Origin of the sequence: Arthrobacter silvisoli, assembly GCF_003369445.1 — a bacterium.
In the GTDB taxonomy this organism is placed as follows: domain Bacteria; phylum Actinomycetota; class Actinomycetes; order Actinomycetales; family Micrococcaceae; genus Arthrobacter; species Arthrobacter silvisoli.
Genome location: NZ_QRCU01000059.1, coordinates 48,878 through 74,152 on the forward strand (window position 1 = coordinate 48,878; position 25,275 = coordinate 74,152).

General features: G+C 66.5%; 24 protein-coding genes. 7 read left to right on the forward strand and 17 right to left on the reverse strand.

What is annotated here, in order from left to right; translation table 11 throughout:
- Positions 1-103 precede the first annotated feature (103 nt).
- Positions 104-862 (forward strand): nuclear transport factor 2 family protein, encoded by a 759-nt coding sequence (locus tag DWV11_RS13575; RefSeq protein WP_115789452.1) that lies wholly within the window; start codon positions 104-106, stop codon positions 860-862.
- A gap of 143 nt (positions 863-1,005) precedes the next feature.
- Entirely contained in the window at positions 1,006-1,938 is a 933-nt protein-coding gene (locus DWV11_RS13580) for a phosphodiesterase (RefSeq protein ID WP_115789453.1), read from the forward strand.
- Here DWV11_RS13580 and DWV11_RS13585 read toward each other — a convergent pair.
- Positions 1,905-3,488, reverse strand: a complete 1,584-nt coding sequence (locus DWV11_RS13585) for a stealth family protein (protein WP_168404701.1) — start codon at positions 3,486-3,488, stop codon at positions 1,905-1,907. The genes DWV11_RS13580 and DWV11_RS13585 overlap by 34 nt on opposite strands.
- Before the next feature lie 56 nt (positions 3,489-3,544).
- Positions 3,545-4,474 carry a Cof-type HAD-IIB family hydrolase gene (locus DWV11_RS13590; RefSeq protein ID WP_115789454.1) on the reverse strand — a complete coding sequence of 310 codons (930 nt, stop codon included), beginning with the start codon at positions 4,472-4,474 and terminating at the stop codon, positions 3,545-3,547.
- Between the two features lie 140 nt (positions 4,475-4,614).
- Between DWV11_RS13590 and DWV11_RS13595 the strand changes: the two genes are divergently transcribed.
- Entirely contained in the window at positions 4,615-4,914 is a 300-nt protein-coding gene (locus tag DWV11_RS13595) for a type II toxin-antitoxin system VapB family antitoxin (protein ID WP_074590616.1), read from the forward strand.
- The gene (locus DWV11_RS13600; RefSeq protein ID WP_115789455.1) at positions 4,907-5,572 is read left to right on the forward strand and encodes a LytR C-terminal domain-containing protein; all 666 of its coding nucleotides are present in this window, start codon (positions 4,907-4,909) and stop codon (positions 5,570-5,572) included. Before DWV11_RS13595 ends, DWV11_RS13600 begins: the two co-directional genes overlap by 8 nt.
- Before the next feature lie 20 nt (positions 5,573-5,592).
- On the opposite strand, the gene DWV11_RS13605 is transcribed toward DWV11_RS13600, so the two are convergent.
- Both DWV11_RS13605 and DWV11_RS13610 read right to left on the reverse strand, forming a co-directional pair.
- Positions 5,593-6,246 carry a TetR/AcrR family transcriptional regulator gene (locus tag DWV11_RS13605; RefSeq protein ID WP_115789456.1) on the reverse strand — a complete coding sequence of 218 codons (654 nt, stop codon included), beginning with the start codon at positions 6,244-6,246 and terminating at the stop codon, positions 5,593-5,595.
- 130 nt (positions 6,247-6,376) lie between these two features.
- Positions 6,377-7,075, reverse strand: coding sequence for a DsbA family oxidoreductase (locus tag DWV11_RS13610; RefSeq protein ID WP_115789593.1), 699 nt, complete (start codon positions 7,073-7,075; stop codon positions 6,377-6,379).
- A gap of 171 nt (positions 7,076-7,246) precedes the next feature.
- Between DWV11_RS13610 and DWV11_RS13615 the strand changes: the two genes are divergently transcribed.
- A complete protein-coding gene (locus DWV11_RS13615; protein ID WP_115789457.1) occupies positions 7,247-8,263 on the forward strand; it encodes a magnesium and cobalt transport protein CorA in 1,017 nt (338 codons plus the stop codon).
- Positions 8,264-8,360: 97 nt separating this feature from the next.
- Here DWV11_RS13615 and DWV11_RS13620 read toward each other — a convergent pair whose 3' ends face one another.
- The 13 genes from DWV11_RS13620 to DWV11_RS13680 form a co-directional block, all read right to left on the reverse strand.
- Entirely contained in the window at positions 8,361-9,359 is a 999-nt protein-coding gene (locus DWV11_RS13620; protein ID WP_115789458.1) for a Gfo/Idh/MocA family protein, read from the reverse strand.
- 4 nt (positions 9,360-9,363) lie between these two features.
- Positions 9,364-10,248 carry a TolB family protein gene (locus tag DWV11_RS13625; protein ID WP_115789459.1) on the reverse strand — a complete coding sequence of 295 codons (885 nt, stop codon included), beginning with the start codon at positions 10,246-10,248 and terminating at the stop codon, positions 9,364-9,366.
- Positions 10,249-10,333: 85 nt separating this feature from the next.
- Positions 10,334-11,494 (reverse strand): Gfo/Idh/MocA family protein, encoded by a 1,161-nt coding sequence (locus tag DWV11_RS13630; protein ID WP_115789460.1) that lies wholly within the window; start codon positions 11,492-11,494, stop codon positions 10,334-10,336.
- A complete protein-coding gene (locus DWV11_RS13635; protein ID WP_115789461.1) occupies positions 11,491-12,300 on the reverse strand; it encodes a sugar phosphate isomerase/epimerase family protein in 810 nt (269 codons plus the stop codon). Before DWV11_RS13635 ends, DWV11_RS13630 begins: the two co-directional genes overlap by 4 nt.
- A 66-nt stretch (positions 12,301-12,366) precedes the next feature.
- A complete protein-coding gene (locus tag DWV11_RS13640; RefSeq protein WP_115789462.1) occupies positions 12,367-13,263 on the reverse strand; it encodes a carbohydrate ABC transporter permease in 897 nt (298 codons plus the stop codon).
- Positions 13,260-14,231, reverse strand: a complete 972-nt coding sequence (locus DWV11_RS13645; protein WP_115789463.1) for a carbohydrate ABC transporter permease — start codon at positions 14,229-14,231, stop codon at positions 13,260-13,262. The genes DWV11_RS13640 and DWV11_RS13645 overlap by 4 nt, the downstream gene beginning before the upstream one ends.
- Before the next feature lie 16 nt (positions 14,232-14,247).
- Positions 14,248-15,570, reverse strand: a complete 1,323-nt coding sequence (locus tag DWV11_RS13650; RefSeq protein ID WP_115789464.1) for an ABC transporter substrate-binding protein — start codon at positions 15,568-15,570, stop codon at positions 14,248-14,250.
- Between the two features lie 102 nt (positions 15,571-15,672).
- Positions 15,673-16,473 (reverse strand): hypothetical protein, encoded by an 801-nt coding sequence (locus tag DWV11_RS13655; RefSeq protein WP_115789465.1) that lies wholly within the window; start codon positions 16,471-16,473, stop codon positions 15,673-15,675.
- The gene (locus tag DWV11_RS13660) at positions 16,470-17,561 is read right to left on the reverse strand and encodes a Gfo/Idh/MocA family protein (protein ID WP_115789466.1); all 1,092 of its coding nucleotides are present in this window, start codon (positions 17,559-17,561) and stop codon (positions 16,470-16,472) included. Before DWV11_RS13660 ends, DWV11_RS13655 begins: the two co-directional genes overlap by 4 nt.
- Before the next feature lie 300 nt (positions 17,562-17,861).
- On the reverse strand, positions 17,862-18,938 hold the full coding sequence (locus DWV11_RS13665) for a LacI family DNA-binding transcriptional regulator (RefSeq protein ID WP_115789467.1): 1,077 nt from the start codon (positions 18,936-18,938) through the stop codon (positions 17,862-17,864).
- Between the two features lie 61 nt (positions 18,939-18,999).
- Entirely contained in the window at positions 19,000-20,127 is a 1,128-nt protein-coding gene (locus DWV11_RS13670) for a LacI family DNA-binding transcriptional regulator (protein ID WP_115789594.1), read from the reverse strand.
- Between the two features lie 95 nt (positions 20,128-20,222).
- Entirely contained in the window at positions 20,223-21,218 is a 996-nt protein-coding gene (locus DWV11_RS13675) for a sugar phosphate isomerase/epimerase family protein (RefSeq protein WP_115789468.1), read from the reverse strand.
- 1 nt (position 21,219) lies between these two features.
- The gene (locus tag DWV11_RS13680) at positions 21,220-22,410 is read right to left on the reverse strand and encodes a Gfo/Idh/MocA family protein (protein ID WP_115789469.1); all 1,191 of its coding nucleotides are present in this window, start codon (positions 22,408-22,410) and stop codon (positions 21,220-21,222) included.
- A 129-nt stretch (positions 22,411-22,539) separates the two neighbouring features.
- On the opposite strand from DWV11_RS13680, the gene DWV11_RS13685 reads away from it, so the two are divergent.
- Both DWV11_RS13685 and DWV11_RS13690 read left to right on the forward strand, forming a co-directional pair.
- A complete protein-coding gene (locus DWV11_RS13685; protein WP_115789595.1) occupies positions 22,540-23,757 on the forward strand; it encodes an ROK family transcriptional regulator in 1,218 nt (405 codons plus the stop codon).
- A gap of 226 nt (positions 23,758-23,983) precedes the next feature.
- Entirely contained in the window at positions 23,984-25,273 is a 1,290-nt protein-coding gene (locus DWV11_RS13690; RefSeq protein WP_115789470.1) for an ABC transporter substrate-binding protein, read from the forward strand.
- The last annotated feature ends 2 nt before the right edge of the window (positions 25,274-25,275 follow it).

The window sequence follows — 25,275 nt, forward strand, 5'->3', positions numbered from 1 at the left end:
TCGCCGCCTCCTCGGGCAGTCTCGACATCGCTCCCTCCCGGGAACACACTGGGCTTGACCGCGCGGGCGGCCGCCCGCGCGGAACCCAGGGAGGACGCAGGCGATGAACAACAAGGATCTGGTGCAGAGGGCCGGCAGCGAGCTATTCATTGACCGGGACACCAGCGCGATCGACCGCTGGTGGGCGGCCGACTACCGCCAGCACAGTGCCATGGCCGGTGACGGTCCGGAGGCGCTGCGCGAACTTGTCAGGAATGTGCCCCCGGACTTCCGGTACGAGCCGGTCCGCATGTTCGCCGACGGCGATGTGGTCGCCATGCATGGCATCTACCACGGTTTCGGTCCGGTTCCGCTGGTCGCCTTTGATGTGTTCCGGGTCGCCGACGGAAAACTTGCCGAGCACTGGGACGCACTCCAGCCCGCCGTGGCCGAGACGGCCAGCGGCCGCAGCCAGGTGGACGGCCCGGTGGAGGTCACTGCGCCCGAACAGACCGAGGCAAGCCGCGCCGTCGTCCTGGGCTTCGTTGAGGCCGTGCTCAAAGGCGGGCAGGTCGAACGGATCGGCGAGTTCATCAGTCCAGAGCAGTACCACCAGCACAACCCGTCCGTGCCGGACGGGCTGGACGGGCTCGCCGCGGCCCTCAAGGCCTGGGCTGAGCAGGGCATCACGGTGGAGTACGGAACGGTGCATCGTTCGGTGGCCGAAGGCGAGTTTGTCCTGACCCAGTCCGAGGGGTTGCTGGGCGGCAAACCGACGGCGTTCTATGACCTTTTCCGGGTGGACGGCGGGAAGATCGTGGAGCACTGGGATGTCGTGGCCGGGATTCCGGAGGTGCTGCCGCACGGTAACGGACTCTTCTAGCCGGCCGTTCCGCCGGAATTACCTTAAGTTTTTTCCAATAATCCGGGTGTGGGTCATCCTCTGTTTCCCAAAATTCTGCTTCGATTGTCTTATATGGGGGGCTGACACTGGAGGCGCCGCCTCCTCATGGACCGAAGGCAACCATGGAGTTCATAGAGGCCGAACATCCCCGGCCGGGACACGTCCTTCTGCACCTGAGCGATCCCCATCTGCTGGGCGGTCCGGAACCCTTATACGGAGCGGTTGACAGCGAAGCACGGCTGAGGCACGCCTTCTCCGAGATCCGTGCCTCGGGAATCCGACCCGACGCCGTGATTTTCACCGGCGACCTCGCGGATCAGGGCGAACCCCTGGCCTATGCCAAGCTCCGCGGAATCGTGGAGCCAGCCTGCCGGGACATGGGAGCCCGGGTCATCTGGGCCATGGGCAACCACGACGACCGCGCCAACTTCCGCGCGGGCCTCTTCGACCAGGACGCGAACGACGCTCCGGTGGATCACAGTTACTTCGTCAACGGCCTGCGTATCATCACGCTGGACACCACTGTGCCCGGTTTCCACCACGGTGAGCTTAGCCTCCGGCAACTTGACTGGCTCGCCCGGGAACTGGCCACGCCGGCACCGGATGGCACGATCCTCGCCCTGCACCACCCGCCTGTGCCAAGCGTGCTGGACTTGGCGGTCCTGGTGGAGCTGCGCGGCCAAAGCGAGCTCGCCGCCGTCGTCCGCAATTCAGATGTCCGTACCATCCTGGGCGGGCATCTCCACTATTCAAGCAGCGCCATGTTCGCCGGCATCCCGGTCTCGGTGGCCTCGGCCACTTGCTACACCCAGGACCTCAACGTCGCCCAAGGCGGCACGCGCGGCCGCGACGGGGCGCAGGGCTTCAACCTGGTTCATGTCTACGAGGACACGATTGTGCACTCCGTGGTCCCGCTCGGCAGTTCGCGCACGGTGGGTGAGTACGTCAGCCCCGGGGAAAGCCGACGGCGGCTGGCAGCGGCCGGAATCAGGATTCCGGAGCGCCGGCGTGCCAAAGTCCCTCACTTCTCCCAGGGCGCCTTGATGGGGAAGTAGTCCTCCAGGAAGCCCGTCACCAGCTTGGCCCGTTTCTCCGCGGCCACCTCCGGGAAACTGCCGTCATTGAGGCAGAAGAAGTCCATGTTCCGCTTGGCGAGCAGCGTGGGCAGGTAATGGAGCCCGGACCACATAGTGGTGTCCACGTACTTGACCTTGGCCGCAGTCTGGGTCACCGCGCGCCCGGTGAGGAGCGAGTAGTAGTGGTAAAAGGAGTTGGTCACCGAGATGTTGTCCGCGGCACGGAAAGTGCTTGCGGCGGTCTTGGCGAATTCGGCGGGGAACTCCTGCTCCATCCGGGCTGCGACGCTGCGCCGCAGCGGTGCCGCAGCGTGCTCCAGGTGGCGGGTGGTCACCCTGCCGAAGCGCTCCCACAGCAGCTTCCGGTTCACGCGGGCCGCGTTCTCGAATCCGCTGCGTTCGGCATCGTTTTCGCCCAGGCCGATCCGCGTTTCGGCCTCGATGAACTTCGTGATTCCTCCTGGGGTGAAGAACATGTCAGGGCCTACGGGCCTGCCGAAGAACATGTCGTCGTTGGAGTACAGGAAATGCTCAGAGAGGCCCTCGATGTGGTGCAACTGGCATTCCACGGCCTGGGAGTTGTACGTGGGCAGCACCGAGGGATCGCTGAAGAACTCCACGCTGCGCACTACCTTCACACGGGGATGCTCCGCGAGCCACTCGGGGACCGGGGAATCGGTGGCAATGAAGATCCGCCGGACCCACGGCGCGTACATGTAGACCGAGCGCAGAGCGTACTTGAGCTCGTTGATCTGCCGGAAACGGGCCTCATGCGCGTCCCCTTCACCCAGCACGGCACCCTTCATTCGGGCGCGGCGGGCCGCCACGTATTCGGGGTCGTTGCCGTCCACCCAGGAAAAGACGATGTCGACGTCGAAGTCGATGTCCGATGCATGGTCCGCGAACATGTTCTCGATGGTCGGCCAGCTCAGTCCGTGCCGCTCAACGGTGCCCCGTACGGCGTCCTGGCGCAGCATGGTGCGGCGGGTCAGCGAGTTTTCCACCGGGAGGATGAGCTGCTCGCCGTCGAACTCCCAGAGTTCCAGCTGGACCCCGAACGATGGTCCGTAACTCAGTCCGCCCTCGGGCACCACCCGCGGCCGGAAGAGCCGGAAGATCCGGGCCTTGCGGTTCGTCGAGAGCTCGCCGTCGGCCACCAGCAGCGTGGACTTCTTGCGGGCATCAACCGCCATGGCATAGAACGGTTCGTTCCGGCAGGCCGCCGCCAGTGCAGCACGCAGCTTCTTGCGCACCCGCCAGTCGACGGCGATCACAGGCCGGTGGTCATTGCCTCGGACCAGGATGAAATCCAAGCCCGCGGAATCCAACACCGCACGGATAAACAGGAGATCTTCCACCATGGCTTGCTGCGGCGTCCGGTCATGGTTCAGCAGGGCGTACCGCCCTCGGTGGCGGACGACGTCGGGCCGGTTCTTCAGGCGCGCAACGAGCGCCGGGGACGTGGGCTCGGGAACAACAGCCTCGTCCTCCGCGGCGGGACTACCGAAATAGCTGACGTGCTGGTTCATTTCTGTAATGGAGTACTCCGAGCTTTTGGTTGATGGGAAATCGGGAGGGCCCGGACTCAGCCGGCGTGCTCCTGGCGCCACCTGCGCAGGAAGGCTCCGCCGGCGTCGTCGTGGATGACGTCATCGCCAAGGCCGAGGTCCACTGCGGTCAGGATACTGTACGGTTTGGCGGGGACGCCGTCCGCGGGGCGGACGTCCAAGTGCTGGACCTCGTGGTCGTTGTGGTGGAGCCAGTCAGCCATGGCGTAGTCGGTGCGGGAATCGCCCACGGTGCGCCACGCCTGCGGGGTGATGCCCTGGGCTGCCAGCAGTTCCACGGCCCGGCTGGCGCCCAGGTCCTTGCCGAGGCGCACGGATTCGATGTCCGTGGAGATGATGGTGGGATCCAGGCGGTAGTCCCCGGTGTCGTCTGACTGCGGCGAGTGGTGGTCCAGGATCGCGGCGGAGAGGCCATGCCGGCCCAGGAGTTCCAGGGCGTCGGCGTCGAACAGCTTCTGCTCGGCCAAGTAGTCCTCGCTGGGGACGTCCACGTGCTGTTCCACGGACACCATGGCCCTCTTCGTCTCGTCGAAGAACATGTGGGCCGAGTAGTCCTCGGCCACCATGCGGCGGATGTCATCCCCGTAGGCCTTCGGCACCGCGAGCTCGTGGTCGACGTGCACGGGGCCGGCGCCCGCGGACGTGTAGCTGAACCACACGGCGCCCTTTTCGCAGATCGCGTGGACCACGGTGTCGGCGGGCATCCCGGCGGCGATCATCGGCTCCATGACCTGCTCGCGGATGAAGGCATCGGAACGGCCGGTGTTGAAGATGATAGGGATTCCTGCCGCGGCCAGCGCCACCAGATCGGCGATGATGCCCGGCTTCACTTCACGGGTGACCGGGCTTGCCACCGGGCCGTCGACGTCGAGAAGCAGCGCGAGGGCCGGGGTTGCCGGGTGGGTGGTGCCGGAGCTGTGTCCAGTGCCGGTGTGGGGAACAGTCATAGCTCTATTTTGTCGCAGCCGCCGCCCGGATGCTGCGGTGTGACGGGACAGCGGCGGCGATGGTCACCGTTTGGCCACAAAGCGGCAGGCACGGGGACGCGAAAGTTTCATTGGCCGCCGTCGTTATTTAGGCTTGCAACGTGATCTTCAAAGCCGTGGGCGAGGGACGCCCGTACCCCGACCATGGTTTTTCGACGCCCAAGGACTGGGCCTCGCTGCCCCCTCGCCCCGTGCGGCTCGACGAGCTCGTCACCACCAAACGCACGCTGGATCTCGAGGCCCTGCTGGCTGAAGACTCGACCTTCTTCGGCGACCTGTTCCCGCACGTCGTGCAGTACCAGGGGGTCATGTATCTCGAGGACGGGCTCCACCGGGCCGTCCGCACGGCCCTGCACCAGCGCACCGCAATCCACGCCCGGGTACTGGTCATAGATGGCTAGGAAGCCAAAGGACCTCACCCGCCTGCACGGCCACCACGTGGTCACCGGTTCTGAGCTGCGCGCCACCTTCTCCGAAGAGCCGGACCCCGGGCATCCCGGACGCTTCCGCCGCCGGCTGTTCCACGGGGTCATCCTCACCGTGCTGCTCGGGCTGATCATTGCCGGCATCGTCGGCGCCTGGGCGGTGATGAGCGGGGTGGTGAAGTTCCCCGATGCCGTCGCCAGCAAGACCCCGCAGGCCACGTGCCCCACCACGAGCTACCACTACCTCCCGAACAGCAAAGTGACCGTCCACGTCTACAACGCCACCGGCCGCACCGGCCTGGCCAAGAGCATCGCGGACCAGTTGAAGGCCCGCGGGTACAAGGTGGGCAAGGTGGACAACGCGCAGACCCGCTACAGCGGTTCCGCCCAGGTCATCTCGGGGTCCGCCGGCCAGGCCGCGGCGTTCAACATCCAGCGCAACGTCGCAGGAACGGATTACTACCGGGACGACCGCTCGGACGCGTCCGTGGACCTGGTGCTTGCTCCCGGGTTCAAGGAACTCGTGAAGCCGGGCCTGGTGGACCAGACGCCGGGGAAACTCAGCTGCCCGAGGGAGACCCGCCGGGTCGCCGACGACGCCGTGCAGCCGGTGCCGCCGTCCGCGGCACGCTAGGGGCTACTTCAGGCGCAGCGCTACTTCAGGCGCAGCGGCGTGCCGTCGTCGTCGAAGCGGGCGCCCGCGCCGAGCTGGATGAACCGGACGGTCTGCCCGAGCCGGTCCTCAAAGGTGTGCCCGCCGTCGCCGGTGGCGCTGCCGGGCTGTGTGCCCGAGCGTGCCGCGCTGGAGGAGAGCGTGCCATGGATGAGCCGGGCGAGCTGCGGAACGTCGGCTTCGGGCAGGTAACCGGCTGCGACGCCGTCGCGCAGGATGTCCTCGAGCAGCAGGTTCAGCTCGCTGACGTGGTCGGCGAGCTTGGCGAACGAGCCGGGGGAGAGCACGGCGGCCATGGCCGGGCCGGGCGGCAGGTGCCGGCGGCTGAGGTCTTCCACCTGGGCGCGGACGTAGAGCGCGAGCCGGTCCACGGGATTGTCCAGCTCCGCGAGCGACGAGCGCAGGTCCCCGAGGAAGCGCTCGGTCTCGTCCAGGGCGTACGCGATCAGGAGCTGCTCCATGTCGGCGTAGTAGTTGTAGACGGCGGTGCGCCCCACCCCGGCATGCCGGGCGACGTCGGTCATGGTCAGCCCGGGCAGGCCGTGCGTGAAGAGGAGTTCCCCGAAGGCCGTCAGGATCCGGCGTTGGGTCTCGGCGCGCTGTGCCGCGTTGCTTGCGGCGGTGATCCTGGGCATAGAGACACTTTACAGGGATCTGTCAGCAAACTTCCGCTTTTCTCCCGTGCCGGGAGCGCGGACGTACAGTTGGGGCCCGAAACCGCCAGCGGATTTGGGGCCCCAAGTCTACGTTCGCGCCCGCAGGAGGCTAGATGGCGCAGCCGTCCGGGCCGCAGGCCTCGGCGTCGGAGCTGCCGACGGCGACCAACGGGTTCGCTTCCTGCCACGCCTGGTTCAGTGCCTGGGTGAAGACCTCGGCCGGCTGGGCGCCGGAGAGGCCGTACTTGCGGTCGATCACGAAGAACGGCACGCCCGTCACGCCGATGGCCTGGGCCTCGGCGATGTCGCGGCGGACGTCCTCGGCGTACTTGTCGCCCTCGAAGAGTTCGGCGATTTCACTGGCAGGCAGGCCCAGTTCCGAGCCGAGGTCGGTGAGGTAGCCCTGGTTGCCGATGTCCTTGCCGTGCTCGAAGTGGTCGCTGAGCAGGCGTTCCTTGGCGGCGTCCTGCTTTCCGTGCGCGGCGGCGAGGTGGATGAGGCGGTGGGCGGTGAAGCTGTTGGCCACCACGACCGCGTCGAACCGGTAGTTCAAGCCTTCTTCCTTGGCCTGTTCTGCCACGTGCCCGAACATCCGGCTGACCTGCTCCGGGGCCATGCCCTTGCGCTTGCTGAGGTAGTCCAGTTCAGTGCCGTCGTAGTGCTCCGGGATGCTGGGGTCCAGCTGGTAGCTGCGCCACTGCACCTCCACGGAATCACGGTGCGGGAACGCGGCGAGGGCGGACTCAAAGCGGCGCTTGCCGATGTAGCACCACGGGCACGCGACATCGGACCAGATCTCAATCTTCATGAAGGCGGTAACCGCCGCGGCCGGCACGGCATTCCGACATGTGCAGTCGCGTTGCTCACACAGCGCTCCGCTCACGCACGCTGAATGGCCCAGCGCGGCCTGTTGGCACCGCGACCGGGAGGGGATAGCGTCTCAGCCAAGAGGTGCCCACCCAATGAAGGAGGCCCGGCCGTGACGATTGTCGACAACGCCGTCTACGTTGATGGCCGCCGGACAGCGGATCCGGAAGGACTCGACGAGACCTACTTCCTGCTGCGCCAGCGCGAAGGCATGGCGTGGATCGGCCTGTACCGGCCGGACGCCGAGGAGCTCCGTTCGGTGGCCGGCGAATTCGGCCTCAGCGCGCTCGCCGTCGAAGACGCCCTCACCGGCCATCAGCGGGCGAAACTGGACTATTACAGCGAGATCCTTTTCGTGGTGCTGCGTCCCGCCCGCTACCTCGACGCCGAAGAGAAGGTGGACTTCGGTGAGATCCATATCTGCATCGGCCCGGACTTCGTGATCACGGTGCGCCATGCGGAATCGCCGGACCTCCACAAAGTGCGCCAGCGCATGGAATCACAGCCGGAGTTCCTCGCGCTTGGCCCCGATGCCGTGCTGTACGCCATCCTGGACCAGGTGGTGGATGAGTACGAACCCGTGGCGGCGGGGCTGGAAAACGATATCGACGAAATCGAGGACGGCCTTTTCGGCGGCGACCCCGAAGTGTCCCGGCGGATCTACGAGCTGTCCCGCCAGGTCATCATGTTCCAACGCGCCACGGGGCCGCTCACGGGAATCCTGCAGACCCTCGCCGCGGGCACCCCGGACCATTCCCTCGCCCCGGAACTCGTGGATCCGCTCCGGGACGTCCTGGACCACGCCCTGCGCCTGGCCGAACGGATCAACTCCTTCCGCGCCCTGCTGCAGAACGCCCTCATGGTCAGCGCCACCGTGGTGGCCCAGCGCCAGAACGACGAGATGCGACGCCTCACCGAATCGAGCTTCGCCCAGAACGAGCAGGTCAAGCGCATCTCGTCCTGGGCGGCGATCCTCTTCGCACCGACCCTGGTTGGCACCATCTACGGCATGAACTTCCGCGTCATGCCCGAGCTCGACTGGCTTTGGGGCTACCCCATGGCGTTGGGCCTGATGGTCGGCATGGGCCTGGTGCTGTATTGGACGTTCAAGCACAACAAGTGGATCTAAGCCACCCCTACGCGCCGGGTGCCGTGCTCAAAGGGCAGGAGCGGGGCGGACTTCCGGCGGATCTACTCCTCTTGGTCGGCCGTGGCTCCGGAGCCCGTCATGCCACGTCCGCGGCGTAGCTCAGCCCGATCTGGCGCCGGATTTCATCCATGGCGGCCATGATCGCGACAGTTTCCTCCGGCGGCAGGATAGTGCCTGCCGTTTCGCCGGCTGTGACCAGCCGCTCCAGTTCGGCCGCCTGGAACTGCATGCCGCGGCTCTTCACAGGCTGCTCGAAGCGTTCCACCACGCTGCCGTCCACGGCAAACACCGTGAAGGGCACGGGGTTGTACCAGGTGTGCTCGACATCGATCCAGCCCTCGGTCCCGATCACGAGGGCCCGGTTGGCGCTCGCCGCATCCAGTTCGCAGTCCACCAAAGCCTGCGCACCGCCGTCGTACTCAAATATTGCGGCAGTCTGGCGGTCCACGCCTGTGGCAGTCATTGAGGCGCTCGCGTGGATCCGGGACGGGGTGCCAAGGATGTCGAACGCGAAGGACATGGGGTAGATGCCAAGGTCCAGAAGGGCGCCGCCGCCCAGCGCGGGGTCGTTCAGCCGGTGGGCCGGGTCCTTGGGCAGGCTCTGGTTGTGGCAGGCCACTACTTTCCGGACCTGGCCGATGGTGCCCGACTCGATGATTTCGCGGAGGCGGACCATGTGCGGCAGGAACCGGGTCCACATGGCCTCCAGCGCCACCAGCCCCTTGGACGCGGCCAGGTCGACAATCTCCTGCGCCTCGCGGGCATTCATCGTGAACGACTTCTCCACCAGCACGTGCTTTCCGGCGTTGAGGGCCAGCACGGCATTCGCGTGGTGCATGGGGTGCGGCGTGGCAACGTAAATGACATCAACGTCCGGGTCGGCGACGAGCTCCTCGTAGCTGCCGTGGGCGTTCGGCACACCGTGCTGTCCGGCGAAGGCCTTGCCCGAGTCCAGGGAACGCGACCCCACGGCCTGCACCGTGAAGCCGTTCTCAAGGAGGTCCTGGGTTTGCAGGCCTGCGATGAAACCCGTTCCAAGGATTCCCCAGCGGATTCTTCCATCAGAAAGCGACACGTGTTCAGTCCTCTGTTTGGGTAGCGATCGGGTAGGCCACGAACGCGAAGCGCTCCGAGCCGGGCGACCAGCTGTTGACGTTGAGCGTACCTTGGCCGCCGAACAGCGGCCATGTGTGCAGCGGGGTCTTCCAGTCATCCGTGGAGACAAGTACGACGGCGACCGGCAGGTCCGCGGGGTGGCCCTGGGTTCCGGCGGGGAACCGGATGTAGCTGGCCAGGCGGCCGTCGGGGGAGAGGTGCGGGAACCAGTCCACCGTGTCGCTTTCGAGGAGCCGTCCGAATCCGGTCCCGTCAACCCGGATCCGGGCCAGCTGGGCATGCCCCCGGTTCGTGCTGAACGATTCGGTGTTCAGGTAGAGCCACTCGCCGTCCGGCGAGTACTCCGGGCCGTCGCAGTGGCCGGATCCGACGTCGACGGTGGCGGCAGCCCCGCCGTCGGAGGCTATGGTCAGCAGGCGGCCGGGCCGGGCGAAGTCTCCGCCCGCGATCCCGACGTACGCAAGTTCCCTCCCGTCAGGGCTCACGCCGTGCAGGAAATGGAAGGAGCCGTCGTCCTTGGTGATGCGTTTGGCCGTCCCGCCGGACAACGGGGCCCGGTAGATGTGGCCGTCGTTGGCTGACAGGAAGATGGTTTCACCGTCGGGGGCCAGGACGTGGTCGTTGTTCAGCTCTGGGATGCCGCTGAGCGGGATCCGGGCGAGATCGCCGGAGGCAGTGTCCAAACGCCACAGCTTCCCGTCACCGTTGAGCACCAGCGCAGACCCGTCCAGGGTCCAGTTGGGTGCTTCAAGCAGGACGTGGCCGGTACTGTACAGCAGCGTCGATTCGCCGGTCACTGACGCGATCCACACCTCGCTGCGCTGGCCGGTTTGCAGGGTGCGGATCACGAGGGTCCTTCCTTAGTCTTTAGGTGCTGAACGCGGCGTCCCGGCCGACGGGCAATGACTGCTCGGCGGCCGGGACCGGCGGTTCCTAAAGGGTGGCGCTTTCCGGCGCCCGGTCCTCGGGGAGGGGAGCCGACGACGGCGCGTCAAGGGTGGCGCTTTCCGGTGCCCAGTCCTCGGGGAGGGGAGCCGACGACGGTGCGGAACTGGCGACGTCGACGAACATGCCTGAGTCGATGGACTCCGAGATAGCGATCATCGTGTCCAGGACGTGGAACGCAAGCTCTCCCGTGGCGCGGTGCGGCACCCCGGCACGGATCGAACGGGCCATGTCCAGCACGCCCATGCCCCGTCCGTTGGCCGGGCCGGTGGTCGGAACGACCGTCCAGTCCTCCTCGCCGGGGCGGATGATCTTGAGTTCGCCGTCGAAGTTGTTCGGGTCCGGCACCAGCAGGCTGCCTTCGGTGCCGGAGATCTCCACGTAGCCGAAATTCATGTAGGCCGACTGGAAACTGAAGGTGCTGTGTGAGGTGGCACCTTCCTCGAACTGGATCAGTGCACTCACATGCGTGGGCACCTCGACCTGGAATTCCTCGCCTTCCTTGGGGCCGGTGTGGACCTTGCGGACCTCCCAGGCCTTGGAGCCCATGGCGGCGACGCGGCGGGCACTGCCGAACGCCTGGACCAGGGCGGTGACGTAGTACGGGCCCATGTCGAAGAGCGGCCCTGCGCCCTCCTGGAACAGGAACGACGGGTTCGGGTGCCACAGGTCCGGTCCCGGGTACTGCATCACGGTCTGGGCGGACAGCGGGCGGCCGATATCGCCGCGCTGGATCGCCCGGATCGCAGTCTGCAGTCCCGCGCCCAGGAAGGTGTCCGGTGCGCAGCCGACGCGCAGCCCGGCGGCTTCGGCTTCGGCCAGCAGCTGCCGGCCGCTCCCGCGGTCCAGGGCCACGGGCTTTTCGCTCCACACGTGCTTGCCGGCGCGGATGGCCTGCCGGCCGACCTCCGCGTGGGCCGCCGGGATGGTCAGGTTGACGATGATCTCGACGTCGGGGTGCTCCAAGGCGAGTTCCGGCGTGCCGTGCAGCTCCACGCCGTACTCCTCCGCGCGGGCCTTGGCGGCCTCGGGGAACATGTCCGTAATGGCGATGACCTTGAGGTCCGGGAACTTCGTCAGGTTGTCCAGGTATTGGGTGCTGATGTTTCCGGCGCCGATAAGGGCGACGCCGACCTTGCCGGTGTTCATTTGGCGGCCGCCTCGGTGTCTGCGGCGTCGACGGCGGTGTCGCCGGCCGTCAGGTAGGCAAAGGACGCCGCGATGCCTTCGAAGATGTCGCCACCGTAGGCGTCGAATTCGATGACTCCGACTTCGAGCGCGGACGGTGCCTTGATGATGCTCCGGATGTCCAGTTCGCCCTCGCCGGCCGGACGCTGGGTGGCGGTGACCTTGCCCAGCTCCTCGACGTCGAAGCGGTCGCCCGGGAACTGGGTGATGGGGCCGTCCTTGACGTGGATGGCCACCACCCGGTCGCCGAACTTCTTCAGGTACTCGACCGGGTCCTTGCCGCCGGCAGCCACCCAGTAGGTGTCCACCTCGAGGACGACCCCGGGGTCGAGCAGCCCGGCGAAGAACTCCAACGCTGTCACGCCGTTGATGGTGGAGGCCACCTCCCAGTAATGGTTGTGGTAGCCCACGCGGAGGCCGTACTCAGCCCCCTTCTTCGCGGCGGCGTTAACCCGCTCGGCGATGGAACGGACGCTTTCTGCCGTCTGCCATTCCTCGGGCAGCGTGAAGGGATCGATCACAGTGCCGATGCCCAGCCGCTTGGCGGCGGTGAAGATCTCGTCCTGGTCCGAAGACAGGAGGGGGGCGTGGCCGGTAGGCGCGCTGAGGCCGGCCGCCTTGAGACCCTCCTCGAGGGCGTCGACCGTGGCGGCGAAGTTGTAGGGCTCCACCTGGGTGAGGCCGATCCCGGCGAGGCGCTCAAGGGTGCCGTTCAGGTCGGCTTCCACCGCATCGCGGACGGAGTAGAGCTGGACCGAAAGACTCATTTGTTTCTCTCTTCTTGTCTGTCCCGGCCAGGAGGCCAGGTGTGGTTTTCAGGTTGTTCGTCCAGGTCAGCGGCCGGCGAGGGAGCCGCCGATGCCGCCGACGCTGAAGTACTTGTTGAGGGCCGCGAAGACGAAGATCGGTGGAATCATCATGACCACGGCAAGGGCCATGACGGAACCCCAGTCGGTGGCGTTCTGCTGGAAGAAGGACTGAACGCCCACCGGCAGGGTGAAGATCTCGTTGGAGCGGAGGAAGACGATGGCCACCAGGTAGTCGTTCCAGGCGAGCAGGAAGGCGAAGATCGCCGTGGAGAGCACGCCCGGGAGGCTGTTGCGCAGCACTACCTTGAGGAACGAGCCGAACACGGAGCACCCGTCGATCCACGATGCTTCCTTGAGGCTGACCGGGATGGAGTCGAAGTAGGCGGCCATCATCCAGGTGGCCACGGACATGGTCGAGGCGACGTAGACGATCGTGATGCCCAGCAGGTTGTCCACCAGCCCGAGGTTCGCGAACAGGATGAAGAGCGGCACCACGGAGGTGATGATGGGCAGCGACTGCATGACGAACAGCAGCAGCGAATAACCGGAAACGGCCTTCGATTTGCCGCGCGAGAGGACGTACCCGGCGGGGGCCGCGACGGCGACGGAGACGGCCACCGTCGCCAGGGTCACCACGAGGCTGTTGCCGAGCCAGGCCGAAGCGAGTGTTTTCTCGAAGACGCCGCTGAAGTTCTCCAGGGTCAGGCCCGTCGTCGAGCTCGCGGAGGCGGGCAGGATCGAGAGGACCACGACGGCGCCGATCGGGACCAGCACGACGGCGGTGACCGCCAGGATGAGCGCGAACCGCCACCAGCGGCCGCGCATCCCTGCTTCGGAGACCGGACGGCGCTTGCGTCCGTTCGCGGGGAACTGGCCGGCACCGACCGGGGGTGCCGCGTGGGTGTGCAGGACGGTGCTCATTCGACGCTCGACTTTCGGATCTGGCGGTAGAGGAGGGCTGAGACGATCACGAGCGTGATGGTCATGAGGAACGCGACAGCGACGCCGGGCCCGGTCTGGAAGTCCTGGAAGACCTTGCGGTAGGCGTAGACCACCAGCGAGGTGGTGGCGTCGACGGGTCCGCCGCCGGTGAGCAGGTAGATGGTGGGGAAGTCGTTGACGCAGAAGATCGTCATGAGGATCCACGAGATGTAGGTGGAGCGGGCGGTCAGCGGCAGGGTGATGCCGGTGAACTGCTGCCAGCGGCTGGCGCCGTCCATGCTGGCTGCTTCGTAGACGGTGTTGTCCACGGAGGTCAGGGCGCCGGCGCTCATCATCATCATGAACGGGAAGCTGACCCAGACCTTGAACAGGCACACGGTGATGGCGGCCAGGGTCGGATCGGCCAGGAACAGCGGGGTTTCCAGGCCGAGGGCCGTGAACACCTTGTTCGTCGGGCTGTCCGGGGAGGCCACGAGCCAGTTCCAGGCGGTGGAGGAGACAACGATCGGCACCACCCAGGGGAGCAGGAGCAGCACCTTGAACAGTCCGCCGGCCGGGATGCGGGTCCTCAGCAGCAGGGCCAGGCCGAGGCCTACGGACCAGGAGCCGAAGACGCCCACGATCGTGAAGACGATGGTGAACTGGACGGCCTTCCAGAACGCTTCAGAGCCCAGGACCGAGGTGAAGTTGTCGACGCCGACGAAGTTGCCGGCGTCGATAAGGGACCCATCGTGGGTGGCCTGGACCCCGGCATAGATCAGCGGGTAGCCGTTGATCAGCAGGAGGAGCAGCACGGAGGGCAGGATCAGCCAGAAATAGGTCCGGCTGGTCTGGCCGTGCAGCTTGCTCGCGCGGTTCAGGCTTGGACGGCCTGGTGACGGGCGGCCCGAACCGCCGGGGGCCACCCCGCGGCGGGCCCGGGCAAGACCCGAATTTACGGTAGTCATCGCAGTGCCTTCCGCGTCAGGACTTCACGACCTGCTTGAGGCCGGATTCAAAGGCCTTCAGCGCGGTCTTGGCATCGCCCTTGCCGGTCAGGACAGTCTGGGCGAACTGCGTCAGGGCCTGGCCGCCGTCGAGCACGGCGGTGTTCGCGGTGAGCTTGGTGCTGCGGGACGCGAACGTCTTGGCAATGGGCTGCCAGTCCTTGACGATCTTGACGTTGTTGGCGTCCGCGGTGAACTCGGGGATCTCGGTGATGGACTTGAAGACGGGCAGGGCGTTCATGAGCTTCTGCTGCCAGAGGTCCTTGAGCTTGCCGAGGTAGTAGACAAGGAAGGCCTCGGAAGCCTCCTGGTTGGGAGTGTTTTTGTACATCATGATGTTGTTCGGGAACACCAGGGTGGCCTTGTCGCCGTGCGGACCGGCAATCGGGTCGGCCACAAGGAGGTCGCCGCTGGTGTCGCCGACGCGATTGGTGAGGCCGAAGACGTGGGGGCCGTACGCTGCCTTGCTCTTGTTTTTCCACTGGGCATCGTGGTTGTCCTGGTTGTAGCTGACCCCGGCCGGGTCGATGATTCCGTTGGAGTAGAGCTCGTACATGAACTCGATCGCCTCCACGTTGCGCTCGTTCATGACGTCGACCTGGCCGTTTTCGTCCCAGACGCCGCCGCCGTTGTTGACCATCATCTGGATGACGGCGTGGTTGCCGAGGAAGTTGCCGGCTCCGGCGCCGGTCATGAAGCCCACCGAGCCGATCTTCTTCAGTGCTTTGCCGGCCTCCAAGAGCCCGTTCCAATCCGTGGGGACCGCGACGCCGGCCTTGTCGAACAGGGACTTGCGGTACCAGTTGACGCGCATGTCCAGCTGCCACGGGACGGCGATGTAGCCCTTGTCCGACTTGAAGGGGTCAATGACGCCGGGCAGGAAATCGTCGAACTGGCCGTTCTTCCTGAGGGCGTCGATGACCTTGTCCGCGTAGGCGATGGCACCCTGCTGTTCGAACTGGAACGCCTGGAAACCGCCACCGGTGGAAACCGCGGGGCCGGTCTTGGACGCGATGGCCGAGGAGAAGGTCTGGTAGAAGTTGTTCCACTGGATGGTCTGGTAGCTGGCCTTCAGGCTCGATCCGCTGGGTGCATAGCCTTCGGTGATCTTCTTGGCGGCATCGTTGTAGGCCGGCGTGCCCCACGGCATGTCCCAGAACTTGATGGCGTCACCGCCTCCGGTCTTGGACGCCGAGCCGCCCCCGCAGGCGGCCAGCAGCGGCACCGAGGCGGCCGCGGCGGTCAGGCCGAGGAAACCGCGACGGGAAAAGGGACGGTTCCGTTCCGTCATTGCATTCATGTTCTTCTCCTTTCGGGACCGATTGCTACAGCGCAGGGTCGGTCCGGCCCGTTGAGGGCTGTTGGTTGAGGTGATGCGATTCGTGGGGATGGGAGCAGGAGCTCAGCCGAGCTGAGCGAGTTGCGCCGTCAGCCGGGCGAACCCGGCAAGATCGGAAGGCGCGGTACCGGCGTCGAGGTGTTCCTTGAGCCGGCGCCACGTGGCGCGGTGTGCAGATTCGTACAGTGTCGGCAAGAGGATCTCGCCCTGCGGGCCGGTGACCTTGACCGTTGCCGGCCACGCTGCCAAGGGTTCGGGAAGCGCGACGCTGACCCCGCCGTCGTCGGTCAACATGCTGATGCTGACGCCGGCGGGACGTGCCCTGCTCAGGACGCCCTGCAGCGCCACCGGCGCACCGTTGGCGAGCCGCCCGGACACCGTGTAGCCGTGCGTCCCGCTGGACACGACACGAAGGTTTTCCAGACTCCCGGTCAAGCGCACGACGGCGGCAAGGTGCTCGGCGAGCAACTCACCGGAGCCTGTGCCCGCCGGAGCCGTGGCGACTGAGTCGAGCAGGGCGGCACGTCCGGCCATGGTGCGGACTGCGTCCTCGGCGCCTGCGACGGCCGGGTGGGAGGCCCAGCGCTCGTCGAGGACGATGGCGCTGCCGCTGGCTTCCACAGCCTCCAGGAGGTTACCGACGCTTTCCGCTGCCGGGTTCACCACGACGATGCCGCGGGCGCCGCCGTCGATCGCCTTGACCGCCTCCTGCGGCCAGCCCGGCAGTCCCGCGATGACGCGGACGACGGCTGCGGACCCGGCCTCTGCTGGGCCGAACGACGCAGGAAGGGACGCGACGGCCAAGTCGACAGCCCCCGCTTCCCGGGCTTCCGGCGTCGCGTGGATGGTGTACTGCGGGCTCATGCGTGAGCTCCTTCGCGGGCGGCCTGCTGGAGGTTTTGATCCGCGTAACGGCAGGCCACGGTGGCTTCGGCGATGTCCAGTGCAAACGTGAGGTCGTCAATCAGGGTCTGCGCCGAGGGCGGCTGCTTGGTTCCTGTTGCGAGGGCGGCCACTTCCCGCCACTCGCCCTCGTAGCCGTTGTGGGCGAACGGGCCGTGCACAGTTGTTTCTCCGGCGCGGCTGAAAGTCGCGGTGGCCGAACCTGCCTGGACGTAGGAAGGTGTGAAGTCGATCCGGAGCGCGGCGTCGTCGGAGAAGGCTTCGAAGCTCCATTCCGGCTTCCACGTGTTGTTCATGGCCGCCCGCAACTCGATGGTCCGCGTTGGCGTGCGGAGCGAAATGACGTAGCCGAACGGGCGGACGATGCGGGCCTCAAGCACTTCCACCTCGGCGAAGTCCGGGGTGAAGCGGCGGACCAGGGGAAGGTCATGGATGGCCAGCCCCATGATGCCCCCGCGCAGCATGGCCATGATGACCTCGGCGTCCGAGTAGTCGGGAGTGCCGGCGGCCGGGCGGGTGATGATCTCCGTGGCGAAGTCCTCGAAGCGGGCATTGGGCGGCAGGACAATGGAGGAGCGGATGGTGTGTGCGGTTTCGGGGAGCTCGCCCCAGTTGGCAACGGCAGCCAACCAGCCCGGATCGAAGGTGTGCATGGCGCCGACGATGATCGGCACGCCCGTTTCCCGGCTGACCGCCGAGATCTGCGCGGCTTCATCCGCGTTCCAGGCGAACGGCTTTTCGCAGAGCACGGCCTTCTTGCCGGCCCGGCACGCGGCGATGACCTGTTCCGCGTGGAACTGGTGCGGGCTGCAGATGGCGACAACGTCAACCTCGGGGTCTCCCAGGAGTGCTTCGATGCTGGTGCTGTAGGTGGCGCCGACGCGAGCGGCGACGGACCCAGCCACGGCGGCGTCGACGTCCATGATGTGGCGGACGGTCAGGAGATCGCCGAGGCGGGCGAGTGATGGCAGGTGGATTGCCTGGGTAACGGGGCCGGCGCCGAGAATGCCGACTCCGAGGGTTCCTTCTGCAGCGTGGTTGGCGGTCAAGCTCCACCTCCTTGTGTGCAAAATCTATGCGCTTCAATCGCCGGGCAGTACTAATCAAAGCGTGTAGATGTGATCTTGGCAACACCTTTCGTCAAGAAAGTGGCAAAAGTTTGAACTTTGCTGTCATTAATCGCCGGGGCTACGGCTAGCCCTGGTGAAGGCCCGTGGTGGTCCCCGGGCCGTGGGAGAGCTGCGGGGTCGGTGGAGCGTTCCCGCGACCCCGCAGCTCTTCGGCGAGTTCAGCGGGAACTTCCGGCCACCGCAGGACGAGCCTTACTCTCGCGTGAGGCGGCGTGGGTGCTATGCGGCGCGGCAGCCGCAGCTCTCGCGGATCATCAGCTTGACGGGCAACTGCCGCTTGACCGGCTCCTTGCCCGGCACGGCCACCTGGTCGATCAGGATCGAGGCGCCGGTGCGGCCCAGCTCCACGAGCGGCTGGCGGACCGTGGTCAGGGCGGGGCGGTTCACAAGGCCGGCCACCAGTCCGTCGAAACCGGTGACGGCGATCTGCCCGGGCACGCTGATGCCCGCCGCTGCCAAGGCGTCCATGTAGGCCAGGGCTTCTTCGTCGGTGGAGCAGGCCAGTGCCTGGGGGAGCGTTCCCTCGGACACCATGCCGGCCACGGTGTCCCGGGCGAAGGCGGCGAGCTGGCCGGGAGGAGCGGTGTCCACGGTGCGGAGGGCGAGCCCGGCGGCCTTCATGGCGCGCGAATACCCGCTGAAGCGGTGCTCCTTGTCCGGGAAACCGAGGGGGCCCACAAAGGCGATGTCCGTCAGCCCATGCACGCCGATGAGGTGTTCGGTGAGCGATGCCAGGCCGCCCTCGTTGTCCACCGAGACGCCGTGCAGGCCGTTGTTGTTGATCGGGATGGACAGTTCCACCACGGGGATGCGCTTGGAGATCCGGAGGAGGATGTCGTCCGGCAGGGTGTTGGGGAAGACGGCGAGGCCGTCCACGCGCCCCGCGATCCCGGCAATGTCCGCCTCGCTGGACGTGGACTTGGTGTCGCCGACCATCAAGACGTAGCCGCGGCGCCAGCATTCCATCTCCACCCCGCGCTGGACCTCGTCGTGGTACAGCGGGAACATCCGGAAGTCCTCGTTGGCCTCGTCGCCGAAGGGCGTATCCGCGTCCGCCGTCACGCCACTGTTCCGGGCGTAGTAATCGAAAGAGAACAGGCCGATGGCGCCGGTCTTGCCACGGGCAAGTCCGCGGGCGCTCGCGCTGGGAAGATAGCCAAGCGCCCGTGCCGCGTCCTCCACGGCTTCCCGGGTGGACGGCCGGACCTTGTGCGGCTGGCTGAAGGTGAAGGACACCGTGGCAATGGAAACGCCTGCCCGTGCGGCAACGTCATAGACCGTGGGGCGCTTGGCCACGAATGTTCCTCCCGATGAAAACCCTAGGTTCCAAGCATTCCACGAATGGCGGAGGATGCGCCTAGCCGCAGCCGCAGCTTTCGCTCAGCACAAGTTCAACGGGCAACTCCCGGGAGACTGTTTCCCCGCCCCGGTTCGAGATCTGGTCGATGAGGATCTCGGCAGCGGCCCGGCCCAAGGCGATCATGGGCTGGCGGACCGTGGTCAGGGCGGGCCGGCTCATGCGGCCCGCCGCGAGGCCGTCGAAGCCCGTGACGGCCACATCCTCCGGAACCGACAGGCCGGCCCGTTTCAGTGCGTCGACTAACAAGAGGGCTTCGGCGTCATTCGAGCAGACAAAGGCGTCCGGCAGGCTTCCGGCGTCCTGGAGCCACCGGATTGCTTCGTCGCTTTCGCGGGCGGGGTCGGGAAGGGGGTCCTTCAGCCTGCCCTCGGGATCCCGGCCGGGTGCGGCGAGGGATTCCGCTTTCAGGCCGGCCTCCTGCATGGCCTCTGAGTACCCGGAGAAACGGTGCTCCCGGTCCGGCGAGCCGGCGGGGCCGACGAAAGTGATGGACGTGTGCCCGTGGTGGCGGATCAGATGGCGGGTGAGTTCCCGCGTGCCGAACGCGTTCTCGACAAAGACGCAGTGCTGTCCTGTTTCCATGGCGGGAACGGCGAGTTCCACGACGGGGATCCGCGACGCGATCCGCTTGAGGATTTCCGTGCTGAAGGTATTGGGAAAAACGGCGAGCCCATCCACCCGGCCGGCGATCTCGTTGATGTCGGCCTCGGATGCTTTGCCCCGCCCTTCGCCGATCATCAGCACATAACCGCGACGGCGGCACTCCATTTCCACGCCGCGCTGCACCTCGTCGTGGTAGAGCGGAAACAAGCGGAAGTCTTCGTTGGACTTGTCGGAAAAGACGCCTTCGGCCAGGAGGGCGCTGTCATCCTGGCGCAGGCTGGCGGCACCGGTTCCGGCACGTCCGAAGTAATCGTAGGAATAGAGCCCGATGGCACCGGTCCGTCCGCTGGCAAGGCCGCGGGCATTGGCGCTTGGCACGTAGCCAAGGTCGCGGGCCGCTGCCGTCACAAGCGTGCGCGTTGCCTCGCTCACCCGGTGCGGCTGGCGGAAGGTGAATGACACCGTAGCGATCGACACGGACGCGCGCCGTGCGACGTCGTAGATGGTCGGGCGCTTGGCCACGAATACGTCCTTCCCGATGACAACCCTGCGGCCCAAGCATCCCATGCACCCGGGACGGAGCTGCAAAATAATGGCAGGCGCGTCCCGGGCAGGTGCTACTGCTGGAACGCGGCGTCGAAGCTGGTCTGCGAGGCCGGGAAGTCGAACTTCTTCAAGGCGGCCAGGGCTTCGGGGGCACCGTGGAGGCGGTCCATGCCGGCGTCTTCCCACTCGATGGAGATGGGGCCGTTGTAGCCGATGGCGGTGAGGGCGCGGAAGGAGGCTTCCCAAGGCACGTCGCCGCGGCCCGCGGAGACGAAGTCCCAGCCCCGGCGCGGATCGCCCCAGGCAAGGTGCGAACCCATGACCGTGTTGCGGCCCGTGGGGCGCAGCTTCGTGTCCTTGCAGTCCACGTGGTAGATGCGGTCCTTGAAATCCCAGATGAAGGAGACGGGATCGACGCCCTGCCACATCATGTGCGAGGGGTCCCAGTTCAGGCCGAAAGCCTCGCGGTGGCCGATGGCTTCGAGGGTGCGCACGGTGGTCCAGTAGTCGTAGGCGATTTCGGACGGATGGACCTCATGGGCGAAGCGAACACCGCATTCATCGAAGACGTCCAGGATGGGGTTCCAGCGGTCGGCGAAGTCCTGGTATCCGGCGTCGATCACCTTTTCCGGGACGGGTGGGAACATGGCCACGTACTGCCAGATCGAGGAGCCGGTGAAGCCGACAACGGTGTCCACGCCGAGCGCCTTGGCGAGCCGGGCGGTGTGCTTCATTTCCTCCGCGGCGCGCTGGCGCACGCCTTCGGGATCGCCGTCGCCCCATACCTTGGGCCCGACGATCGCCTGGTGGCGGAAGTCGATGGGGTCATCGCAGACGGCCTGGCCCTTGAGATGGTTGGAGATGGCCCAGACCTTGAGGTTGTACTTCTCCAGCAGTTCCAGCTTGGACTCGACGTAGCCGGGTTCGTCCCAGCGCCAGGCGTCCAGGTGGTCCCCGGAGACGGCGATTTCCAGGCCGTCGTAGCCCCAGCCGGAGGCGAGCTTGACGACTTCTTCGAGGGGCAGGTCGGCCCACTGGCCGGTGAAGAGGGTGTACGGACGGGGCATGTCAGGCTCCTTCGGGAATGGTGTGCAGGGTGACCAGCGAACTCTTGGCGTTGGCGGATTCTTCGATGGCGGCGAGCACTTGCTGGACGGCCAGGCCCTCTTCGAACGAGGGCGAGGGCGCCTCGCCGGTGCTGATGGCGGTGAGGAAGTCGCGGATCTGGTGGGTGAAGGTGTGTTCCCAGCCGATGATGTGGCCCTGCGGCCACCAGGCGGCCAGGTAGGGGTGAACGGGTTCGTTGACGAGGATGCGGCGGAACCCTTGTTCGCGGATGGGCGCGGTGGCGTCCAGGAAGCCGAGTTCGTTCAGCGCCTCGAGGTCGAAGAGGATGGTGCCCTTGTCGCCGTAGATTTCGAGCTTGAGCGAGTTCTTCTGGCCGGTGGCGACGCGGGAGACTTCCACGGAGGCGATGGCCCCGGAGCCCAGGCCCAGGGTGGCCCAGGCGGCGTCGTCGACCGTGACGTCTTCGGGACCATTTGCGCCGGGGCGGGTGGTGACGAAGGTGTGCAGCCGGCCGGACACTTCGGTGACGGTGTCGCCGAGGAGGTAGAGGACCTGGTCGATGGCGTGGGAGGCGATGTCGCCCAGGGCCCCGGAGCCGGCGGTGTCCTTGCGTAGACGCCACGTCATGGGGCTGGTCTTATCGCTGAGCCAGTCCTGCAGGTAGGCCGCGCGGACGTGCCGGACGGTGCCGAGCCGGCCCTCGGCGATGAGTTCGCGGGCGAGGGCCAGGGCCGGGACCCGGCGGTAGTTGAAACCGATCATCGACTGCACCCCGCGGGCGCGGGCGGCGGACGCGGCCTCGGTCATGGCGCGGGCCTCGCCGAGGGTGTTGGCCAGGGGTTTTTCCACGAGGACGTGCTTGCCCGCGGCGAGGGCTGCGATGGCGATTTCGGCGTGCATCCAGCCCGGGGCGCAGATGTCCACGACGTCGATGTCGTCGCGTTCGATCACTGCCCGCCAGTCGGTGGCGGACTCGGCCCAGCCGTACTTCGCGGCGGCTACTGCCACCTGCGCCGCGTCCCGGCCGACGAGCACTTTCTGCTCGAAGGCAGGCACCTCGAAGAAACTGGCCACGTTGCGCCACGCATTGGAGTGGGCCTTGCCCATGAAGGCGTAGCCGATGGCCGCGATGCCGAGCGGCCGCTTCGAGGCCGGCGTTGTGGCAGGGGCGGACGGGTCCGGAGTAGTCATGTGGGAATCCCCTCGATGGATGGCGTTTTAGTCGAACTTACGGTCACTTTTGCCTTGAGTCAATCAAAAGTTTGGATATCAAGCATCCGAAGCCGCGCCTTCCTCTGCCCATTGTGCTATTCCTTAACCATGGTGACCACTACCCAACGCCAGGAGCGGCCCAGTGCCGAGGCCGGAGTCCTCGCGCGCGCAGGGGACCTTTTTCAACTGCTTCGGGACGGTAAGGCGCGCACCCGCGCCGAACTTGCTGAACAGACCGGGCTGGCGCGCACCACAGTCGCGGCGCGGATCGACGCGCTGACCGCCCTCGGGCTGGTGGGTCCGGCCGGCGAGGCGGCCTCGTCGGGCGGCAGGCCGCCGTCGAAATTTGCCTTCAATGCCGGCGTGCGGCTGGTGCTTGCCGCCGACGTCGGAGCGAGCCATGCCGCGGTAGCCGTCACCGACCTGAACGCCGAGGTTCTTGCCCGGCATTCCGAAGCGCTCGACGTCGCCGAAGGACCGGAGAAGGTCCTCGGCTGGATCCTCGAGAACGGCCGCAAGCTGCTCGAGGGCATCGGCCGCAGCGAGGCGGACATCGCAGGCGTCGGCATCGGGGTTCCCGGCCCGGTGGAACACGGCAGCGGCAGGCCCGTGAAGCCGCCCATCATGCCGGGCTGGGACGGCTTCGACGTCGTGGGCTACATCCGCAAGGAAATTGACGCCGAAGTGCTCGTGGACAACGACGTCAACATCATGGCGCTTGGCGAGCGGTACGCGCACTGGGGTGGCTACGACGACCTGCTCTTCGTCAAGCTCGCCACCGGTGTGGGCGCCGGAATCATCAGCAGCGGCCAGCTGCAGCGTGGCGCCGACGGCACGTCGGGCGACCTCGGCCACGTGCGGGTCCCCGGTGGCGAAGGTGTCCTTTGCCGCTGCGGCAACACGGGCTGCCTTGAAGCCCTCGCGGCGGGACCTGCCCTGGTGGCAAAGCTCGCGGCCCAGGGCGTCCAGGTTTCCTCCGGTTCGGAGATCGTGGACCTTGCCGCGCAGGGAAACGTCCAGGCCATCCACGCGCTGCGGCAGGCCGGACGCGACGTGGGGGAGGTGCTGGCGATCTGCGTCAACATGCTCAATCCCTCCGTGATCGTGGTGGGCGGCAGCCTCTCCCGCGCCGGGGACCAGCTCCTGGCCGGGATCCGTGAGACGGTCTACGGCCGCTCCCTGCCCCTGGCGACGTCCCGCCTGCGCATCGAGCAGTCCAAGGCCGGTCCGGAAGCCGCCATCCTCGGCGCGAGCCGCATGGTGATCGACCATGTCCTCTCTCCGGCCGTAGTGGAGTCCGCTGTGGCGGCGGCCGCCAGGTCATAGCGCCAGGCGGCAAAGACCGGCTCTGAAAAGCGCCTGCGGCACTCTGCCGCGGGTGCTTTTTTGTGCCCTGGGGGCAGCGCGGAAAAGGTGATGGAACTGTGAAGCGCTTTAGTCATTGACAGCCGTTTCATGGCCGGGGAATCTGTCTTATGACTCATCGCGCCCAATCTTTTGCATAAAATGTGGCAGAAGTTGCCGCGACGACCTTCGGTTTGAAAGGACTTCCATGAAGGTATTCATCAGCGCCGGACGCCGCCGTCTGGCCCTCAACGCAGCGGCAGCCGTGATGGCCGGCTCCATGCTGGCCGCGTGCGGCGGCGGAGCATCATCGCAGAACAACGGGGTGGCCGCAGCGGATCCGGCTGCAGGCAAGGACGCCACCGGCAGCATCAACATCTGCGGCGGCAAGGACGCCTCCGGTATCTACAAGGGCACGGCGGAAGCATTCACCAAGGCGCACGGGAAGGTCATGGCCAAGTACACCGAGATCGGCGCCACCACGGATGAAGCCCGCACGCAGGCCGTGCAGCGGCTCGAGGGCAAGTCCGACGAATGCGACATCTTCCTGACCGACGTCATCTGGACCTCCGAATTCGCCTCCCAGGGCTGGCTGGTGGACCAGAGCAAGCTCGTCGAAGCGAACAAGGACCACCTCATCCCCTCCACGGTGGAAACCACCAAGTACGAGGACAAGTACTGGGCCTCGCCGTTCTTCACCAACGCCGGACTCATCTACTACCAGAAGGACAAGGTGGCGAAGCCGGAAACCTGGCAGCAGCTCTACGCCGAGGCGGCAAAGGCTCCCGGCAACAGCTTTGTCTACCAGGGCAAGCAGTATGAGGGCCTCACCGTGAACTTCCTGGAGATGCTCTACAGCGCCGGCGGCGAGGTCCTGGACAGCAACGGCGAGGTGAAGATCGATTCGCCGCAGACCCGCGAAGTCCTCGACTTCATGGTCAAGGGCCTGAAGGACGGCTCGGCCGACCGCGCCGTCCTGACGTACAACGAGGACCCTGCCCGCCTGGCCTACGAATCCGGCAACGACGGCTACCAGCGCAACTGGCCGCATGTGTACCGGCTGCTCAACGAAACGAAGCTGAAGGGTACCTTCGGCGTCGCCCCGCTTCCCACGTGGGAAGGCGGCAAGGCGTCCGGCGTCCTGGGCGGCTGGAACCTGGCCATCTCCGCTCACTCCAAGAACCAGGCCGGCGCCGTGGCCTTCATCGACTTCGCCACCACCCCCGAGTGGCAGAAGCACGTGGCCATGGACTTCTCCCAGGCCCCGGTGAACGAGGCCGCCTACTCGGATGCCGCGGTCGTGGCGAAGATGCCGTTCGCCAAGGAGCTCCTGGCTTCGGTCAAGGGGGCTAAGCCGCGTCCCATCTCTCCCGTTTATCCGCAGATCTCCCAAGCGATTTACAAGAACGTCTATGCGGTCCTCTCGGGCACTGCCTCCACTGAGGACGCAGTGAAGAGCATGGCCGAGGAAATCACGGCAGCGAAGAAGAGCTTCTGACC

What these genes read in the sequence shown, in the direction of transcription:
- DWV11_RS13645 (WP_115789463.1), bottom strand. Translation starts at nt 14,231, where the DNA reads ATGACTACCGTAAATTCGGGTCTTGCCCGGGCCCGCCGCGGGGTGGCC.
- DWV11_RS13585 (WP_168404701.1), bottom strand. Translation starts at nt 3,488, where the DNA reads ATGAACCAGCACGTCAGCTATTTCGGTAGTCCCGCCGCGGAGGACGAG.
- DWV11_RS13655 (WP_115789465.1), bottom strand. Translation starts at nt 16,473, where the DNA reads ATGAGCCCGCAGTACACCATCCACGCGACGCCGGAAGCCCGGGAAGCG.
- DWV11_RS13600 (WP_115789455.1), top strand. Translation starts at nt 4,907, where the DNA reads ATGGCTAGGAAGCCAAAGGACCTCACCCGCCTGCACGGCCACCACGTG.
- DWV11_RS13650 (WP_115789464.1), bottom strand. Translation starts at nt 15,570, where the DNA reads ATGAATGCAATGACGGAACGGAACCGTCCCTTTTCCCGTCGCGGTTTC.
- DWV11_RS13690 (WP_115789470.1), top strand. Translation starts at nt 23,984, where the DNA reads ATGAAGGTATTCATCAGCGCCGGACGCCGCCGTCTGGCCCTCAACGCA.
- DWV11_RS13635 (WP_115789461.1), bottom strand. Translation starts at nt 12,300, where the DNA reads ATGAGTCTTTCGGTCCAGCTCTACTCCGTCCGCGATGCGGTGGAAGCC.
- DWV11_RS13685 (WP_115789595.1), top strand. Translation starts at nt 22,540, where the DNA reads ATGGTGACCACTACCCAACGCCAGGAGCGGCCCAGTGCCGAGGCCGGA.
- DWV11_RS13575 (WP_115789452.1), top strand. Translation starts at nt 104, where the DNA reads ATGAACAACAAGGATCTGGTGCAGAGGGCCGGCAGCGAGCTATTCATT.
- DWV11_RS13590 (WP_115789454.1), bottom strand. Translation starts at nt 4,474, where the DNA reads ATGACTGTTCCCCACACCGGCACTGGACACAGCTCCGGCACCACCCAC.
- DWV11_RS13605 (WP_115789456.1), bottom strand. Translation starts at nt 6,246, where the DNA reads ATGCCCAGGATCACCGCCGCAAGCAACGCGGCACAGCGCGCCGAGACC.
- DWV11_RS13610 (WP_115789593.1), bottom strand. Translation starts at nt 7,075, where the DNA reads ATGAAGATTGAGATCTGGTCCGATGTCGCGTGCCCGTGGTGCTACATC.
- DWV11_RS13680 (WP_115789469.1), bottom strand. Translation starts at nt 22,410, where the DNA reads ATGACTACTCCGGACCCGTCCGCCCCTGCCACAACGCCGGCCTCGAAG.
- DWV11_RS13630 (WP_115789460.1), bottom strand. Translation starts at nt 11,494, where the DNA reads ATGAACACCGGCAAGGTCGGCGTCGCCCTTATCGGCGCCGGAAACATC.
- DWV11_RS13640 (WP_115789462.1), bottom strand. Translation starts at nt 13,263, where the DNA reads ATGAGCACCGTCCTGCACACCCACGCGGCACCCCCGGTCGGTGCCGGC.
- DWV11_RS13675 (WP_115789468.1), bottom strand. Translation starts at nt 21,218, where the DNA reads ATGCCCCGTCCGTACACCCTCTTCACCGGCCAGTGGGCCGACCTGCCC.
- DWV11_RS13580 (WP_115789453.1), top strand. Translation starts at nt 1,006, where the DNA reads ATGGAGTTCATAGAGGCCGAACATCCCCGGCCGGGACACGTCCTTCTG.